Genomic DNA, 20178 nt, shown 5'->3' on the forward strand with positions numbered 1-20178 from the left:
TTTGACTAAATAAGGTCTCAGTGGTTCGTTAGAATAATTGAGGAGCCCTTTTCTCCAAAATAAGGCCTCTACGGTTCGTTAGAGTGGTTAAGAGATTGGCAAAGGCTCCAGGAAGAAAAAACTGAGAGAGCAGCGAGCGACTTGTCGGCGTACCGATGAGGGACTTTCGAGCGTCTATCGAGCTACTATACGAGCGATCGCGACCCAACAAAAACAAGTCCACGACATTGATGTGACCCCCATTTGTTAGACTCATCTAACAAGTGGGGTGCAGTTCACATCCATCGTGGACTTGTTCTTCACCCTGCCGCTACTCTCTAGTAATCAGTCGGTAGAGCACGACTGCAGCTTGCGCTCTTGTTAAGTGACCTGTAGGCGAGATTTTGCCTCCGTCGCCTACTAGGATCCCTTCTTTCACAAGGGATACCATACTTGGAACCGCATAGCCGGCAATTTGTGAAGCATCAGCAAATGCCTTAAGGTCACTGCCTGAGCCTGCAGTCAACGAAGCCTTCGCCAACTTCATGGCTCTGACAACAAGTGCAGCCATCTCTTGTCTTGTGATTTCACCGCTCGGGTTGAATTTATTGCCGCCTATTCCTAGCGACAAACCGATCGCCTTCGCAATACCAAGCGACTCGTAGTACGAAGCCGACTTGTCGATATCGCTGAAGTTTGATTCGAATTTCGCAGACAGTCCCAGCGCCTTCACCAGACCATCGACAAAGTCCGCTCTTGTAATGTTCTTCGCAGGACTAAACTGCGTCTCGCTGGTTCCGCTCAAGATACCTTTGGAAGCTACAGCCTCGATCGCTTGCAGTGCCCATTTGTACTTCGCTGCATCTGCAAAAGTCTTCACGCTGTAAGCTACCGCATATTTGCTGAAGTGCGTTGTCGTAAACACGACCTTGCCTGACTCAGCATCATACTTGGCATTCGGCACAGCAATCGCATGTCCAGCCTCGTCGAGATACCAAATGACGATATGCTCCGGATGCTCAAGCTCTTCCTTCGTTGGTGCGTAAGGAATCGATACGACTACCGGCGCATTCGGATTGTTCCAATGCAGTGCTTTGCCATCCGCCGTGAAGCTGATATCGACAACCGGTTTGCCATCCTTCAGCACACGGCTGATCGACAGCGAAATTGTCTTCGCACCTGCAATCTCTTTATCCGCAAACATATTAAGTGGAAGCACGACCTCAGCATCACCTGTTTGAATCTCCACTTTAGTCGCAGCATTCTTCTCCGAGAATAGGGAAGCCGGCTGATCCAGCACGAAACCATTTGCACCTGTAAGAGCACCAACTGCAACGGTAACCACGCTGTTGCCTTGGTCATCCTTCTTCGCAGCTTGAAGTGCTTTGGCAAAATCACCCTCCGAAATCGAAGCTGTCGCTTTGCCATCTTTCAATGTAGGCGTCACTTTTATTACGGTGTCTTTGACCTCTGTTTGGTTGCCAAAGTAAACGGGTCCTCCGCTGCTTCCTTGATCAATAGAAAGCAGGTAAGGCTTCTCAAGCGCAACCGTGAAATTACTTGTATCAATGGTCCCGCCATTGATTAATTCTTGTGCATTTCCTGCAGCTTTGCCATTCACTTCGATTGAAATCGTTTTGGACGCTGTAGTCGGGTCATAGTTTGCAATGTTGATGAGCAGCTTGCCATCATAATTCGTGCTCAGCCATTCAACTCCATCGATTGGCTGCCCGGTTGCCTTATCCTTCAGAACAACGTTCATTAAGCCTAATTCAGTTAAGCTAGCTCTGACGGATTGCTTCAACGCGCCGTTGTCGGTGTCACTGCCAAGTACCTTCGCACCGGCTATAACAGCATCTCTGTCTGCACCACTCAACGACTTGTTGTTCTCATCTGCACTCAGAGAATTGTCACCGATCATGATGACCTTCCCGCCTGCAGCAACGAAAGCTTTAATGGCTGTCAATGTAGTAGCCGAAACATTCGTAGCTTGTGGAATAATTAGCAGCTTGAAATTAGTTAGATCGCCATCCTGCGATTGCTTCTCGGACACAAAACCTACTCGTTGGCCGCTGAACGTCAGCGCTTCATACGCGCGGTCCATTGTCTCTAAGTATGCATTCGAGTAAACCATGGACGGAAGCGAGTAAAGAATGGCTGCCTTCGGCGCAATATTTTGCAACTCAGTAACCTGATAAGCCAATCGGTTCAAATCCAAATTCAATTTCCCGATTGTCTGCACAACATCCGGACGCTGTAACACGCTGCCGTAGAAATCACTGTTCGGATCATAGGATCTCTCCCATACCCAAATCGCAGATGCATTCTTGCCATGTACCGCAGATTGCCAAAGTGATGTTTCTACATGCTTGGCTTGCTCCGGTGTGTATACCTTATCTCTGTCCGGAATCACATGGGTCTCAGAGTTAAAGATTGGCGCCTTTCTAAACGAACCTTGCAAATCATAGAACCGGTTCTCGCTGATATAGCCGCCGATACCGCTTCCGAGATAGTTCCAGTTATCATCGCCGTTCATATCCGATAACTCGCTGAAGTCCTCCGGATCAACCCCATACGTTGTTGCACCGGACAGGTTGGCCATGATTTTGGCACTGACAGGAACATCAGGAGCAAGCTCCTTCACCAGCTCTGCCATCCATGCATGCCATGATGAGAAATACTCATTGTTGAATACCGTCCAGTCGTAATAATAAGGAGTTGCATCCTTGACGGAAGGCATTGGAACATCGTCAAATGAGCCGTATGGCTTGCCATAGTTCTCACTTAAGCTTGCAATCGTCGTGTATTTGTTCTCTAGGAATTGGTGCCAAGGCGCCACTGCGAAAGAATCCGTTCTCGTATCATACTTCGGCTCATTGCTGATGATTATACTGTGCAGAGCAGGCGAAGTCTTCACTAGCGGAACTAAGGCTTTGATGTAAGCTTCAATGATTTCACGCGCTTTCGGCGCGTTTATGTTGTATTTCAAGAAGCCATCGTTGTTGTTGACCAAGTCCGGCCACTCTTTCGTCGCCCACCCCGGGAAATAATGCGGCGAAATGAGCAGGCTGACAGCGATATTATGCTCCGCTGCATTTTCCAATGTAGGGATAACGCTGTTCTTAATTAATTCTGTGGAAATGTCGAAATCCTCGGTACTTCCCGCTTCTGGCTTATCCATTGTACCCGGTGCCAGTACCGTGCCGTCCGGACCAAGCTCCATCTGGATGATATTCGTGCCATAATCGCTAAACTGCGGAATATCAGCTTTCGCTTGATTGAAGTGACCATACCCTGTGAAGAAAATCGGTCGTTCAACGGTTGCAGTCGAAGTTGATGTTTTCGTTGGACCGACAAACGAGAAACCGTCCAGTTTTGATTGAGCAGTAACATATCTCGGAACACTTAATGCTGTTTTCTCGCCGCTCAAGTAAGCTTGCACATTCGCAGTAGCTTCATTATAGAGGCGTTCCAGCTCATTCACGACATAATCGGCCCGTGGTAACAGATTGTTCGTAATATCATCTTTGCCATACTGGATAAAGTTCTTAATGACCGTGTAATTCACCGTCTCGTAGTCTACCGGAATATTCTGATCTTTGGCTGTCGCCAGCAGATCCGCAAGCGCCGGCAGCTTCTCATTCAGCTCATCCAACAAACTTAACAAGGCTTCCGCATTTCGTTTTACGGATACGGCAATCGTTTCTTGCTTGGACTCACCTGTTTTTTTATTGATGATGACGACATCAAATTGCTGATCGCCGACACCCGGGAATGATGCCGGAATTGCTTTTTTGAGCACTTTCCCAGCTGGTACAGTGATTTCTTGAACTTCTGAGCCACTTACATGCGGAAGGGAGATCCGGAACGTTTCCGCTTCTTCTCCGAAGTTAGCTACTGCAATCGAATAGTCGTACTCCGTATTCTGAAGGATATCTTGTGGACCATGCATCCAAGTGCTCCAGGTTTGGTCTTTACCCATAAGCATCAAAGAACCAAGGCTGGTTGCATCTTTGCCGTTACCGATGCCCGGCGTCCATTCGATGTAGCCTTTTCTGCCGGAACCGTCATTGTCATTAATCAGCATTGTAAAAGGAACCTTATCTCCCGGTGCCGTTGGCAATGCAGCTAACCACGGAATAACCAGATCATACGCCGTTACTTTCGCTTCCTCATCCCGACTGACTTTCATTTTGATGGCATCGACGCCAAGCTTAGCGCTTCCGCTATTCCAGCTGAATTTGCTCGGAGCGCCACTGCCGTAAGAGAAACCATATTCCGGACCGTATATGGCCCCGTCTTTGGAGAAAGCAACCTGAACACTGTCGCCTAGCCAGATATCTCCGCCCTTATTATCGAACTGATTCGCGTCCTTCACGTTTACATGCATATAGAGGCTGTTGTCATCATAAGCAAGTGATGCTTGAGCCGACAAATCGTCTATCCCTTTCCATCCGGAAATTTGGATTTGTTTACTTGCAGACGGCAGATCGAACGTGGCCTGCCCGCTCCAATCACTCACAAAACCGTCTGAATCGACTGCACTCGGACGCTGGAGTCCCGCAAGCATGCTGGTCCAAATATCTGCAACTCCAGAGCGAATGCCATAAACCTCTTCTCCCGGCAAACCGGTTCCAATTTTGTAATCGAAGACCGAAACCGAACTTTGCGGTTTACCAGGGATATCTGCATACGCTTTAATCGTCGTTACATCTGAGATTGTAATCGGAGCACTGTACAACGTTTTGGTAACGGAGCTCCTGGGATCGGACCCATCAAGCGTATAGTAAATATTTGCTCCCACAGACGGCGTAGTAAGGCTTACCGCTGTGCCAGACGTAACTACCGAAGAACCCGGCATTGCCGTTACACGTTGAACTTGGCTCGTAAGTATTCTCATATTGTCGAGCAGATAGTGCAGCGAACTTCGGCCGGCAACAGCGGAATCGCCATTAAACACGTAAAAGATGATGTTCGTAATATGCGAGCGTTTCGCTGCCGGAATATTATTTAGAGCCAATGTGAATGTATGCCACTGATCTACCGTCTGAACAGGGACCGACTCTTCATAAAGAACGCCGCCCACTGCATCCATCAGCTTAAAACGGATCGGCTCGTAATCGCCTGCCGTTTGGCTGCCTACTGGGCGAATGTCGAACTTGATTTCCGTTGCCGGGGACAAGTCGACTGGATTTGCAGTGACATCCCAATGATACTCGACCCATGCATTTCCTTTATCCGCACTCGGGACGGTAAATGTGACATCGGCAGCCTGCGTTCCCTCCGTTTTAGTTTCTGTATTGGCAACAGCTGCTGTACCTTGCCAATCATCCAAATTTTCATACCCATTTAGGACACTTTCCATTAACGTGTCAACAGGCTTCATTACTCTTAAATTATCAAACTCGTATTGCAGCGTCGTCCTGCCTCCCACAGAAGGATCATTATTCCAAACGTAGAAAACAACATGGCTGATTGAAGCTTTATCAGCAACCGACATATTGCTTAAATCCAGCGTGAATGTATTCCATTGATCCGCCGTTTGTTTTGGAAGCGCGTCTTCGAACAACACCTCATCGGTCGTTTCGTTGTACAGCTTGAATCGAAGCGGCTCGTAATCCCCTGCTGTTTGACTGCCAACGGGGCGAATGTCAACCTTTAACTGTGTGGCAGTGGATAAGTCGAGAGGATTATCCTTTACGTTCCATAGAATTTCGCGCCAAGCGTTGTCTCCTCCCGGAGTTGGTACCGGATAAGTCACTTTTAAAGATTGTGTGCCCTCTGTTTTATTCTCCGTATCTGCTGTAACGTTCATCGAGCCCTCATCATTTGGCTCCCAATCTGCCGCATTCTCGAAGCCGTTAATAACGGTCTCGCCCACTTGAATCGGCTTCAACACTCTTAAATTATCAAACTCGTATTGCAGTGTCGTTCTGCCTTCCACAGCAGAATCATTATTCCAAATGTAGAAAACAATATGGCTGATCGAAGCTTTGTCAGCAACTGACATATCGCTTAAATCCAAAGTGAATGTATTCCATTGATCCGCCGTTTGTTTCGGAAGTGCGGCCTCGAACAACACTTTATCTGTTGTTTCGTTGTACAGCTTGAAACGGATCGGCTCATAATCTCCCGCCGTTTGACTACTTACGGGGCGAATGTCGACCTTCAACTGTGTTGCAGTTGATACGTCAATGGGATTTGCGGATGTTTTCCATAGAATTTCTCGCCATGCGTTGTCACCCCCCGATGTCGGCACCGGATAAGTCACGCTGACAGACTGTGCACCTTCCGTCTTATTCACCGTATCTGCTGCAACAGTCATCGAGCCCTTATCGTTAGCCTCCCAATCTGCAACATTCTCGAAACCGTTAATAACCTCTTCTTGCGTAGTCGGACCTGCCGATACTACCTGATCATCAGCTGCGTATGCCCGGCTCGCCGGAGCGACACCGAAGCCGATCAAGCCGATCAGCATTGTGGTTGTAAGAATAATGGCATTTATTCGTCTGAACATGCTCATATAACCTCCCGTTTGTTTGCTCCATCAATCTGTTTGTCCCAGTAGCATTATGCGTTTCGGGCCATTCCCTGTCCCCGCTGCAACGCCTCCTTCAATGGATTCTGTAACCGCTCAAGTGAGTAGCATGTATGTATTTCGCTCGATTGAAGCGCTTTCAAGTTTTCACAGCTATTGTACTGCGATTCGCAAAACGCATTAATAGAATATCTTTACTTGTGTCTGTTGTTATTTTGACATCTGAACCTGCACGCGTACCGTATGTCGGTCATGCCGCGAAAATCTAACGAACCGTAGGGGCGTTATTCGGCCGTATTTCGAGGCTCTGAGATTCTAACGAACCGTAGAGACGTTATTGCGGGATAATCGGCTCCCAAATACCAACATTCGGTCAAATAAGACCTGTACGGTTCGTTAGAAAACTCCACATCTCAAGCGCTGCGTTTGAGAGCTTGAATTCTGGAAACAGCAAAAAAGCCAACCAGCAGCAGCCGGTCAGCTTTTCAAAAGAACTCGCAGCCTGTGCGAGCTTACGTATGTACATCTCCGGAGAAATACCCGTACGAGCCGTCGTCCGGGAAGAACTCATCCTGCTGCGGGGCGTCGTCGTCCCAATTGGTCAATCCGGTTTGCGTTTCTTCTTGAGCGATGAGGTCCTCGTTGACCACATGGGCCGGTATCGTAATATTTTCCATATTGTAAGCATCATTCGTGAGCTCAATATCCGGTATGGAGGACTGGACCGCGAGCTGGCCGCCATGCGCCTGCGCAATCTCAAGTGCAGAAGTGAGATCACTGCCGTGCAAATGAATGTGCACCCCCATCTCCTGCTGGATGACAGGATCGTAACCTAACTCCTGAAGCGTGCTGCACGCGAGCGCGGCGGTCTTGCTGTCACCGAATTGAAAAAATAACGCAGTATCGTTCTGCATCTTTCAGGCACACCCTTCTCCGGCAAAATAGTCCATTCCCGTTTAGAATACCCATTTCGCGAGAAGTCATTCCTCCACCTGCCAATTCAGCTCGCTGCAGGTCGAATTTGCCACTTGCTCCATTCAATCGGATGTACCGCATCATACCCAGGCAGCGCCTCTTCGCTATCAATGATAATGAGCGGTGAATCACCGGCTGCCATCCTATTGAGTACAGACCAATACGATAAATCGCCCATGCCCAGCATCGGCAATGCCGCCGAAACGGTACGAAATAACTGATCCGGGGTCAATGGACCTTGCCCCGCTGCCAGTGCTTCCAGAGTTAAACGCTCCACAATTCCGATCTCTCCTTCAGCTTCAGAAGGAATACGCTGCAAATGGAACCGAAACGCGGCTGCCATCACAGGAAGAACAGCAGCATCTTCGCTCAGCAGCCAAGCCTCTATCGGTTTTCTTCCTCCTGCCGCATAAGCCTCCCATGCACAGGCTCCTGCAGCGAGCTCCTCAACGGAAATCGGCTTACGCTCCGGCCACAAGCCGCCAAGCTGCTCCGGTGTCAACTGTCCCAGGCCTCGGAAATCCACAACGCCGTCAACCTCTACAGCGATAATCCAGCTAAGCTTCAGAGCTTGTCCAAGCTGCATTTCCGAGCGCCGCAGCCAATACAGCAGTGCCGCAAGCATCGCCTGATCGAACAAATCATATTCGAACCAGAGCACGATTTCCTCGCCTTCTTTTACCGCACTAGCCAGCACCGCTAATTGCGCTTCACACTCGCGAAGGTAGCTTTGACTCGGCACGCCAAAATCACGTTCAATCCATGCCGCACGCTTATTTGTCTCTGCCTGTCCCCACCATTCCAGAGGCGTGGGGCCATCGATCCAGCTCTCTCTCCAAGGCAGAATACGGTCTGATTCAAATCGTCCAATTTGTCCTAATAATGATGCGGCATGATCGCCATTTGTGATGTGAAGCATGTTTATCCATTCCCTTCCATTAATTATATGTTATAATAAACGAACAACAGGTGCAGGGGTGCATAATAATGGATGATTTATTTACGTATTATACAGATGCAATCATGATCATTCATGAGAATCAAGGTGTACGTACAATACATACGATTAATAATGCCTTCACGACTAATACCGGCTTTACGTCTGAGCAACTGGTCGGGCAAAATATTGCTACGCTGCAGCCTGATACTGCCAACACGCTGTGGGAGCTTATTAACCGGCTTTGTGACACCATCTCGGAGCAGAAGAACAGCGCATACGCGGAATGCAACCTTACTGTCCGGGAAGATAAACCTATTTTCGCGGAAGTTCACATTCAACAACTTGAAATTATTAACGCTGTCTACTACACCGTGAAACTTGTTGACCGCTCAGAGCACAAATGGATTGAAGAGATGGTGCTGAAACAGAATGTTGTTTCATCGGTCATTTATACAAGCGGCGGCTTAATGACATCGCTTCGCAGCTATCGCAGCTCGATTCCATACGACAGATACAAGCTTTCCCTGAAACATAACAAAGACTTTGTAGTCGAAGAGGACCAACCCCGTGTCCTCAGCTTCTTTCACTCGCTACGTGCAAGCCGCCAGTCAGGTCAAATCACGTACACACTGAAGCTATTTGAAGATCGGTACCTTACGACAGCACTCGTCCAGCCCTTCTACAATGCGGATGACAGCTTTAAATGCTATGCCATCTTAACGCTTGCCATGAATGCCATTCACTTATCCAAGTTTGGACAAGCCATTCGCAAACAAACCCAAGCCTTTAAGAGCGAAATGCGCGAAGCGGATATCGATCCGGCCTATAAGCTGCGTCTGCTGATGGTGGAGAAGAAGCTTTCGGTCACCCAGCTTGCTGAGAACACCCAAATCTCATTAACAACGATTTCCAATATTCGAAACGGTAAGATCAAGAAACCGCAGCGATTAACCGCCCATTTGATCGCGGCAGAGCTCGGCGTGGAGCCGGGGGAAATTTGGGGTGATTAAGATTGTAAAATGGAGCTAAGCGGATTAACTCGCTTAGCTCCTTTCTTTTTCGGCAGCAACCAGCCATTACCTGCCTGCAGACAAAAGAACCGCCCTCATAAGTCGTATTGCACACTTCTGAGACGGTCCTTCTTCGGACGGTTATAGTTTGAACTTCGCTGTCAATTCATTCATCTCAAGCGCAATATCGCTCAGCGAACGGGAGGAATTCGCAATTTGCTCCGCGGATGCCGTCTGCTCCTCTGTCGTAGCTGCCACCGTCATCGCCGTCTCGGAGCTGTTTCTTGCAATCTCCTGCAAACGCTGCATCGAGCTGATGACCTGCTCCGAGCCTGCTGCCATTTGCTCCGACGCTGCTGCCACCTCTTGCACCTGACCGGATACACGCTCCGACGCTGCTGCGATGCCGGCGAAGGATGCTCCCGCTTCACGCACGCTGCGCAGACCGGCTTCCACTTCTACGGAGCTCGAGCGCATCGTTTCCACGACTGTAAGGGTGTCATTCGTGACATGCTCGATGACTTGCTCAATCTCTTCGATCGCTTGCGACGTTTGAAGCGCCAGCTTCCGAACCTCGTCCGCGACTACGGCAAAACCGCGGCCATGCTCGCCTGCGCGAGCAGCTTCAATCGCCGCATTCAGAGCGAGCAAGTTCGTGTGCTTCGACACTTCACCGATCAGCTTCGAAATGCCGCCAATGTTGCGGGTATGCATTTCGAGTCGGTTCACTTGCTCGGTTGCTTGCTGCACGGTATCGTGAATAGCCGACATACGTACCATTGCCTGCGAAACCGCTTCATGCCCGATCGCCGCCTGACGGCTGGCGTCTGCCGATAAGCTCGCAACAAGCGAGGTCGATTCCGCTATGCGGTTGATGCCTTCGCCAAGATCCTGCGTCGTCTTGCTTACTTCCTCGAATCGCTGCAAGGTGATCTCTGTTCCGGCAGCCATCTCCGCAACCGATTCAGCGGCTTGCTGCGACGAGCCTGCATTCTGCTCCGAGATCGCCAGCATCTGCTGGGAAGAAGAGGCAATGCCTGCCGACGCTTCCTGTACGCCTTGCATGGCGGAGCGCAATTGCAGAATCATACCGGAGAGCGAGTTAAACAAAGCGCCGATCTCGTCCTTATTGCGAATCTTCGGCATCTGCGTAACCAAATTGCCGCTTGCGACTTCATTGACAACGACAGCCGCTTGCTTAATTGGCTTCGATATCGTTCTGCGTACATACCAGGTCAAGAAAATGACCAGAATCGTACCGACAACCAGCGCAATCTGGCTTGTCCGCAGCGATTGCGCATTAATGGTGATGTTTTGCGCCTTCGCTTCTTCTGCGCCGGTATGGTTGTTACGGACCAAATAATCAATGCTGCTCTGAATCGCCGAATAGGAATGCTCCGAATCTTTCATCAGCGTAACGATCTCTTCGGTGCTCAGCGCTTGCTTGTTGCTCGCGGACACTTTCTTCGTCACGTCCTGGTAGCCTTTCCACGCTTCCTCAAGCTTCGTGAACAGCTCCTGATCCGTCTGATCCCCCTCCGTCATAATTGCTTTGTAAGCTGCGAGACTCTCATCGACTTTCTTAACCGTTGCTTCGGTATCGGAGACATATTGCTTCTTCAAGCTTGCATTGGTTTCAAGAAGAATCTTGTACTGCAGCGTGAGCACATGATCCGCCATGTAGTTGATGTTGTTGATCGTTTCGACGCCTACAAGCCACTTATCCGCAATCAGCTTCGTGTTGTCATTGATTTTGGTCATCATGAGGGAGCTCAATACTCCATTCACAAGCAGCAAAAGCAGAACGCTGATAAAGGAAATCATCAGCTTGGCTCCAACCGTAAATCTAACCTTTCCATTCTTCTTCCCCATGTTGATCTCCGCCTCTGCCCCAGATAAGTTAACGCCATTCATTTCAGTAATGTTTCCAGTATACTTGGAAATTGTTCACTTTAATAATTACATTTTTCGACATTTCCCGTTATCGGATTATGCCAAGTAAAACCTCCATTTTAGCGCCAAATACCTATTTTGTTAATCTACCATATTTTTGCTTAAAGTGAAATAATTAAAGAAAGAAGAATTTTCACTCGCAGCAAAAAAAGCCGCTTCTCTCAACTTTCGAGAGAAGCGGCTTCATCAAAGACATCTAATTGCGATAAGGCTGCAATCCTGCGTTCAACGATTTCGTCTGCGCGTAAACGTCCTGATAGATACGGAACAGCCCTGCATAGGCGCTGACAGCAGCCGGATCCGGATGATATACAGCAGCGCGTTTGACGAATAGTTCCGCGCAAGCTTCCAAGCTTTCGAACCATCCGCAGCCATAAGCTGCGAGCATCGCCGCACCAAGCCCCGGACCTTGCTCATTCTCCAAGGATACGACATCCGCACCGAAAATATCAGCCTGCATTTGAAGCCATACTGGGTTCTGGGCACCGCCGCCGATGGAAATGATGGTATCGACCGTTTTGCCGGCTTGTCTGAACAGATCCACCGATTCATTCAGCGAGAACGTAATGCCTTCCATAACCGCGCGGGCAAAATGAATCCGTTCATGCGAACCATCGATCCCGATGAAGCTGCCGCGAATGACCGAATCGGCGTGCGGCGTACGCTCACCGACTAGGTACGGAGTGAACAGAAGTCCGTTAGCCCCCGGCTTCACATCGCCAATATCGGCAAGCAGCTCGTCGAACGATTCCCCTTTGGCAAACGTATTCTTAAACCAGCTGAGACTGTAGCCTGCCGCGAGCGTAACGCCCATCGCGTAGAACGCATTCTCTTTCCCGTGGTTGAAGAAATGCACTTTGCCGCGGAAATCGTTGCCGCTGCCTTGCTCGAACGAAAGGATGACGCCGGAGGTGCCGATGCTGCACATCGTCAGCCCCTCTTGCAGAATACCGGAGCCAATGGCTCCGCAAGCATTATCCGCACCGCCCGCGAACACCTTCGTGCTCTCGGTTAGACCGGAAGCTGCAGCTTGATCAGGCAGCAATGTGCCGGTCAACGCATGGGATTCCACTAGCGGCGGCGCGAAGGAAGCCGGAAGACCGACCGCTTCGAGCACCTCGCTGCTCCAGCGTTTGTTCGCCACATCAAGCAGCAAGGTGCCTGCTGCATCCGAATAGTCCATGTGCAGTGCGCCTGTTAGGCGATAACGCACATAATCCTTCGGCAGCAAGAACGAAACCGCCTGCGCGAAGACTTCCGGTTCGTGCTTGCGCACCCATAGAATCTTCGGCAGCGTGAAGCCTTCAAGCGCCGGATTACGTGTTACCGTAAGCAGCAGCTCTTGGCCCACTAATGCTTCAATCTCGCGGCATTCCGCCGTGGTGCGCGTATCGTTCCATAGAATGGCTTTGCGAACCGGATCTCCCGAAGCATTCAGCAGCACCAAGCCATGCATTTGACCGGAGAAGCTGATGCCTTCGATCGCATCAGCCGGTACGCCGGATTGCTCCACAAGCTCGCGAAGCGCGCCGATCGTACCTTCCACCCAGTCATCCGGCGTTTGCTCGCTCCAGCCGGAGTGTTCATGATACAGCGGATAATCGCGGGAAGCTTCGGCAGCTACAGTGCCGTTCCGATCCAGGAGAAGCGCTTTGACGGCGCTTGTACCAAGGTCAATTCCGATAACATAGGACATGCGTTAATGGACCCCCTCGACTTAAACGCTGTAGATAACTTCGTTCAGCACCAATTTGATCCGCTCAAGACGGCCGGACTCGTTCTTGATTGTGTTGTTTTGCATTGCATATTGCTCAAGCGATTGCAGTGTAGCGCGGCCGGCAACGATTTCGGCACCGATGCCGTCTTTGAAGCTGCGGTAACGATTGTCCACGATGTTGTCGATGATTTTCTCGTCGATCAGCTTCGCAGCTGCTTTCAGACCCCAAGCATACGTGTCCATACCTGCGATGTGAGCGAGGAACAAATCCACATCTTCGAAAGAGCCACGGCGTACTTTAGCGTCGAAGTTTACGCCGCCTTTGCCAATACCGCCGGCTTTAAGCACTTCATACATTGTAAGCGTTGTGGAGTACAGATCTGTAGGGAACTCATCTGTATCCCAGCCAAGCAGCAAGTCGCCTTGGTTCGCATCGAGCGAGCCAAGCATGCCATTGATAGCAGCAACGCGGATTTCATGCTCGAATGTGTGGCCCGCAAGCGTTGCATGATTCGCTTCAAGATTAAGCTTGAAGTATTCTTTCAGATCGTACTTCTGCAGGAACGCAATTGTCGTTGCCGCGTCAAAGTCATATTGGTGTTTAGTCGGCTCTTTCGGCTTCGGTTCGATCAGGAATTGAGCGCCAAATCCGATTTCTTTGGAGTAAGCAACAGCCATGTGAAGCAAACGTGCCAGGTTGTCGAGCTCAAGCGCCATATCTGTGTTAAGAAGCGTTTCGTAGCCTTCGCGGCCGCCCCAGAATACATAGTTCTCAGCGCCGAGACGTTTACCCACTTCAAGGCTCTTCTTCAATTGTGCACCGGCATAAGCGAACACATCTGCATTCGATGTTGTGCCTGCGCCATGTACGAAACGCGGGTTCGTGAACATATTCGCCGTGTTCCACAGCAGCTTCGCGCCGGAAGCCTTCATGTTCTCTTCCATCAGGTCCACGATAATGTCAAGGTTCTTGTTTGTTTCAGCCAGCGTCGCGCCTTCAGGAGCGATATCGCGGTCATGGAAGCAGAAGTAAGGAATGCCGATTTTGTTCAGGAATTCGAAGTTCGCTTCTACGCGAGCTTTCGCTTGGTCCATCTCATTAGCGGAATCCCAGCCGCGAACCGCAGTGCCTACGCCGAACGGATCGGAACCTGCTCCAGTGAATGTATGCCAGTAAGCAACCGCAAAGCGCAGATGCTCTTCCATGGTTTTGCCAAGTACTACTTCTTTAGGATTGTAATGTTTAAATGCCAGCGGGTTGTCGGAACCTTTGCCTTCGTACGCGATTTTACCGATATTTTGAAAATAAGCCATGAATAATTCCTCCTAGAATGAAATGTATTGAAAACGCTCTTACAGCTATTCTAGCATCATCAAACTTAGTTTGTCTACTAAACAAAGTAAGTTTTTTTCATAAAATCCGCAATCCAAATACAGGCATTCATCCCGGCTTGCTCGCATACATTGTACATAGTTTATTTTTAACATACAGGAGGCGAACGTGGATGGCCTGCGGCAATTTAGGCGTGGCAAACGATTTTAACGTATTCGTGCTGACGAACCATACCCAATCCTTCGTCGATTCCGGCGGGCGTGTTGCGGTTGGCGGAAACGCTACTTACAACTCCTATGGCATCGGTAATGCACTCCCCTCATCGACCACGCGTGCCGACTTGATCGTTGGCGGCAATATGAACATTATCGGCGGGACCAATTTCAGCGGAAACAGCGTCATCAGCCCTACCGGAACGATTATCAACTACACGATGACGAACAATAACGGCGTCACCGGACAGCCTTTCCGGGCCACGCCGATTGATTTTGCTGCAGCAGAACAATATTTGACCTGTGCCTCAAGCTCCTGGGGCACCCTCAGTCCGAACGGAACCGCCTTCGTCAACTTCGGCCAAATCGTATTAAGCGGTAACAGCCCTACCCTGAATATTTTCAACATCAACGGCAATAACGTAGCGGGCTCAGGCGTTTCGCTTGCCACCGCAAACGGCATCAACATCATCACGCCGCCCGGCTCCACTGTTCTTGTGAATATTTCCGGGACCAATGTCGGCTTCGGGAGCTATGCGATATTCATCAACGGCGGTCAATCCTCCCCATCGAACGGGGCCGTCATTCTATGGAATTTCTTCCAAGCGCAAAATGCGTTCAACCTCAACCTGTCGATTAAAGGCTCTGTACTCGCACCGTTCGCTGCGTGGAGCGCATCCGGATTTGGCAACATCGACGGTACGATTGTTGTCGATTCGCTGACGAATACGACAGGCTCGATCGAAGAGCATCACGTCCCATTTACAGGCTGTCTGCCGGAAGTGTTCTGTACCCCAAGGGTGAAGATCGAGAAGACCGTCAATGGAGGCAGCTCCGTAAGCGGTCCTCCGGGAACTCCGCTTACCTATGTCATTAAAGTTACGAACACAGGCGCCGGCACATTGTCCAACATTCACATTACCGACCCAGAGCTATCGTTTGATCAAACGATCATGGAACTCCTGGCCGGGCAATCAGCGACGTTTACCATCCAATCCGCGATCAAGCCCGGTGCCCCTGGCAGCAGCTACTTAAATACCGCAACCGTACAAACGGCCCAAACACCTCCGCTATCCGCCTCCGTTACCATCAACATAACCGGACCGATTAACGCCCAATTGATTAAATCCGTACAGCCTACTTCGGCTATGCAGGGCGATACGGTCATGTACACCTTTACGCTTGTTCTTCCGGATGCGGTTACCTTGCAGAATGTGCACCTGGTCGACCCGATCCTTGGCCTTGATGTGACGTTTCCGACTGCGACGAATGGGCAGCTGGCAACCGTGCCGTTCGTCATTCCGCCAAACACGCCAATTGGCAGCAACTTCGTGAACACCGCCACATTGACGGCCAGCAATTTACCTCAAACCCTCACCGCTATGGCTACTGTATTCATCACCGAAACGCCGTCTGTCGTATTAACCAAGTCAGCGGATACTGCCACAGCAGTACCGGGCCAAACCATTACGTACACCCTTACCGTCAGCAATGAGTCGAAAGCAACGACACTGTTCGATCTCGTACTGACAGATCCGCTGCTTCAAGTCAATCAAACGATTGCGAAGCTCGATCCGCAAGCGTCGGTCGTTTTTCATGGCATGTATACGGTTCCCGCCGGAACGCCTGCTGGCACGGTCATTCACAATACCGCGACACTCGTCTCATCACTTGGTACACAAACCGCGAGTACGGATGTCACCATCCTCGCAGCCCCCAGCATCACAATAACCAAAACACCAAGCGCGACGCTGGTAACGCCGGGCGAAACCGTCTTCTACGACATTACGGTAACCAATACGGGAAACATCCCGCTTACCGATGTCTTCATTACCGACCCGGTATTGTCCTTCTCCGTTACCGTGCCTATTCTTCCGGTTGGCGGGCACTATGTCGCAAATGCCTCTTATTTGGTTCCGCTCGGAACGCCGGCCGGGACGAAGATCATCAATACCGCAACCGTAATAACCGATCAAACCCCCGCAATTTCTGAAACGGCCGAAGTGGTTGTCGCAGCGGTATATAGCTTATCGCTGGATAAGAAAGCGGATGTGAGTACGGCTGTACCCGGCCAAATTATCAACTACACCATTACGGTCACGAATACTTCCAATGCCGATCTGACAAATGTGACCATTACGGACGATCTGCTGTCCTTTACGGAAACGATCGCCACTTTCCCTGACGGCGCTACGTGTATGTATGACATTCCATACACTGTTCCTGCTGGCACGCCTGCCGGGACCATCTTGACGAATACCGCAACAGCCGACTCTGATCAGACAGAGCCGGCAACGGCAACGACGATGGTTATTATCACGGCCGCACCATCGCTTAGCTTAGCCAAAACCGTCGTGCCAACCAGCGGTCCGGCGGGTACGCCGCTCACCTATACGTTTACCGTCACCAATACCGGCAACACGAGCTTAACCCAGGTCCGCGTTCAAGATCCTCTCCTTGGCGTGGATACTACGATTCCGCTTATCGCGCAAGGCGGGCAGGCCGTGTTCAACGTCCCATCGGCAATTCCGGCTTTGCCGCCGGGAACGATCATTCATAATGTGGCTAACGCAACATCAACCGAGACGCCGACTCCGGTGTTCGCCGACGCTTTTGTAACCGTCGGTACGCCGCCGACCATTTCGCTCACCAAGGTCGTAAGTCAGCCTACCGCGCTTCCGGGAGAAACGGTCACCTTCACGATTACACTGACGAATACGTCTGCGGTCGTATTAACGAACGTGCTGCTCGTCGATGAGTTCTTCAATTTGGACTATACGTTCGACAGTCTCGCACCGGGTGAATCCCGAACGATCAATGCAGATTTCACGATTCCGCTTGAGGCACTAGGAGGAACCGTGTTTGTGAATACCGTAACGGTCTCCTCCGACCAGATGCCGCCGGTTTCCGCATCAGCTTCCGTCACCACCGAGAATGTGTTTGATATGACGATTACGAAGTCGGTCAATTTCGCAACGGCCTTGCCGGGTCAAACCATTACGTACACCATCGAGGTTGAAAATACAGGGAACGTATCCCTCTTCAATGTTCAGGTGTCGGACCCCGTCCTTGGCCTGCAGACCGTGATTACGGAGCTTGATCCTAACACGGTTCGGACGTATATGATTCCGTTCACCATTCCGGAGGATGCCGTTCCCGGCTCGACGATTGTGAACACAGCGACTGCGAGCAGCATACAGACCGGCGATCGCACGGCAAGCGCCATGGTCGAAATACTGCCGATTCCTGCCGGAGATATTAAAGTGCAGAAGCTTGTCAGCACATTAACCGCCGATCCGGGCGAAACGATCTTTTACACGATTATTGTGTTTAACGACTCCGGCGCGCTCGTGACCAATCTTCTTATTACGGACCCTGTCCTTGGGATCAGCGAGACATTGGCCGAACTGCCGCCACAAAGCGCCTATACACTCAGCGTGCCTTATACAGTTCCGCTTGGTACACCTGGAGGCACGTTAATCGTCAATACCGTCTTCGTCGATGCGCTCGGTGAAACCCAGACGGCCACTGCAACAATCACGGTGAACGGGATTGCGGCTGTCAATTTGACCAAGACGGCCAGTCAACAGACTGCCCTGCCGGGTGACCTTATTAACTACACCATTACGGTCACGAATACCGGAAACGTTCCGCTGACGAATGTATCGGTTACCGATGCGACACTTGGCTTTGCGGAATTGATTCCATTGCTCGCGATCGGCCAAAGCGTGCCTTCCGTCGTGCAATTCCTAGTCCCTCCCGTGCCTCCCGGAACGGTCATTACGAATACGGCATCTGTCGTCTCGGATCAAACTCCGACGCCGGTCACGGCATCCGCATCGATTAGCGTAAATACGCCGGCGAGCATTTCCATTACGAAGTCGGTCAGCCCTGCTTCGGCCGCTCCGGGCGAAACCGTTACATTCACGATTGAGGTCATTAATACTTCTGCAATTGTTTTAACGAATGTGATGCTTACCGATGAGCTGCTTAACTTATCCATTGTTGCTCCGTTCATTCCTGCAGGAGTGGCAAGAGCGGTTACGGTCGATTTCGTGATTCCGGCGCGAACGGCTGCAGGCACCATTATTGACAATGTCGCAACCGTAACTTCAGACCAGACGCTGCCCGCTTCCGCCGATGCTGCCGTTACCGTGGCCGCTGCTCCTTCCTTGCGTTTGGAGAAACGCGAGAGTACGAGAGCAGCCACCCCGGGACAGTTCGTCAATTATTTGATCACGGTCACCAATACAGGCAATGTGGCCTTAACCGGCATTCGCTTAACGGATAGCTTGCTCAATCTGAATGAGGTCATATCGCAGCTGGAACCTCAAAACTCTGTTCTTCTGAACGTTCCGTATCTAGTCCCTCTCGGAATACCTGCGGGAACCAAAATATTCAATACCGTTGTGGCCGTCTCTGACCAAACCACCCCGCAAGAAGCCATGACGAATCTGGATATTTTGCCGATTTACTCGCTTGATGTTCGGAAGACGTCGGCGCAAACGGAAGTGCTGCCGGGCGGAACGATTACGTTCGAAACGAAGGTAACCAATACCTCCAATGCGATTTTGACGAATCTGGTGTTAAGCGATCCGCTGATTGGCATCATTGAAACGATCAGCACCTTGGATATCGGCGATTCCTTTACGCTGCGATCGGACTACATCGTACCAGCGGGCACATTGGCGTATACCATTATCACCAACGTTGTGACGGTAACTTCCAGCGAAACACCGCCTGCCGTCGCGGAGAGATCCGTGCTCGTCCTTCCGCAGCCACGGCTTGATTTGACCAAGAGACTGCCGATTATCGGAGTTCCGGGCGGCAAGCTAAGAATGGAACTGTTCTTCATCAACAGCGGAAACGTCACCTTGCATAATATTCATTTGGCCGATTCAGCAGCCCGGTATGACTTCCATCTGGATGAACTGACGCCTGGCGCGAATCAACGAGGATCGCTGTGGTTCATCCTGCCACAGGATGTACAGATCGGTTCCCAAGTCGTCAACACGGCTGTGATCAGCTCGAACGAAACGGCTCCTTCCGAGGCGCGCGCGCTCGTTACGGTCGTTGGTCTGCTTGTCGAGAAAACATCGAGCGCCATCTCCGTAGTTGTCGGCGATCGCATCACGTATTCGCTTGTTGTTCGAAATCCGACGCCATATGCCGCACACAACGTAGTACTGCGAGATCCGCTTCCGATGGAAGCCGCCTTTATTCCGGGCAGTGTATCGGTCAACGGCGAACGGCTGCCTGATGCTACTCCGGGCTTCCCTGGTATTCCAATTGGCACAATACCAGCCGGTACATTCGCGACGGTTTCGTTCAAGGCCAGGGTAAAACTGGAGCCGCCGGGCCACAAATTAGAGAACCAGGCGCATGCCAGCTTTACGTTCGCAGAAGGCGGACATCCGGTCAGCGGCACAGCGGAGTCCAATGTGTGGATCGTTGAGGTATACGACGACGAGGAATAAAAAAAGTGCAACTTCATCTTCCTCGTGGTAAAATCGTACCCAAA

8 protein-coding genes are annotated in these 20178 nt (G+C 50.7%); 2 read left to right on the forward strand and 6 right to left on the reverse strand.

Going from position 1 to position 20178, the window contains the following annotated elements:
* Positions 1-310: 310 nt before the first annotated feature.
* The 3 genes from AC6ESO_RS07505 to AC6ESO_RS07515 form a co-directional block, all read right to left on the reverse strand.
* Positions 311-6496 (reverse strand): S-layer homology domain-containing protein, encoded by a 6186-nt coding sequence (locus AC6ESO_RS07505; protein ID WP_497090827.1) that lies wholly within the window; start codon positions 6494-6496, stop codon positions 311-313.
* A gap of 533 nt (positions 6497-7029) precedes the next feature.
* On the reverse strand, positions 7030-7431 hold the full coding sequence (locus AC6ESO_RS07510; protein WP_497090828.1) for a hypothetical protein: 402 nt from the start codon (positions 7429-7431) through the stop codon (positions 7030-7032).
* Between the two features lie 86 nt (positions 7432-7517).
* Positions 7518-8411 (reverse strand): DUF1835 domain-containing protein, encoded by an 894-nt coding sequence (locus tag AC6ESO_RS07515; RefSeq protein WP_497090829.1) that lies wholly within the window; start codon positions 8409-8411, stop codon positions 7518-7520.
* A 68-nt stretch (positions 8412-8479) separates the two neighbouring features.
* Between AC6ESO_RS07515 and AC6ESO_RS07520 the strand changes: the two genes are divergently transcribed.
* Positions 8480-9442, forward strand: a complete 963-nt coding sequence (locus AC6ESO_RS07520; protein WP_497090830.1) for a helix-turn-helix domain-containing protein — start codon at positions 8480-8482, stop codon at positions 9440-9442.
* Positions 9443-9583: 141 nt separating this feature from the next.
* On the opposite strand, the gene AC6ESO_RS07525 is transcribed toward AC6ESO_RS07520, so the two are convergent.
* The 3 genes from AC6ESO_RS07525 to xylA form a co-directional block, all read right to left on the reverse strand.
* On the reverse strand, positions 9584-11314 hold the full coding sequence (locus tag AC6ESO_RS07525) for a methyl-accepting chemotaxis protein (RefSeq protein ID WP_497090831.1): 1731 nt from the start codon (positions 11312-11314) through the stop codon (positions 9584-9586).
* A 277-nt stretch (positions 11315-11591) separates the two neighbouring features.
* Positions 11592-13091 carry a xylulokinase gene (xylB, locus tag AC6ESO_RS07530; protein ID WP_497090832.1) on the reverse strand — a complete coding sequence of 500 codons (1500 nt, stop codon included), beginning with the start codon at positions 13089-13091 and terminating at the stop codon, positions 11592-11594.
* A 21-nt stretch (positions 13092-13112) separates the two neighbouring features.
* Entirely contained in the window at positions 13113-14426 is a 1314-nt protein-coding gene (xylA, locus tag AC6ESO_RS07535; RefSeq protein ID WP_494818169.1) for a xylose isomerase, read from the reverse strand.
* Between the two features lie 191 nt (positions 14427-14617).
* Here xylA and AC6ESO_RS07540 point away from each other — a divergent pair, with 191 nt between their 5' ends.
* Positions 14618-20134: a CLIPPER-2 domain-containing protein gene (locus tag AC6ESO_RS07540; RefSeq protein ID WP_497090833.1), complete on the forward strand. Its 5517-nt coding sequence runs from the start codon at positions 14618-14620 to the stop codon at positions 20132-20134.
* Positions 20135-20178: the final 44 nt, after the last annotated feature.

The sequence above is a fragment of the Paenibacillus rhizoryzae genome, from assembly GCF_059686995.1.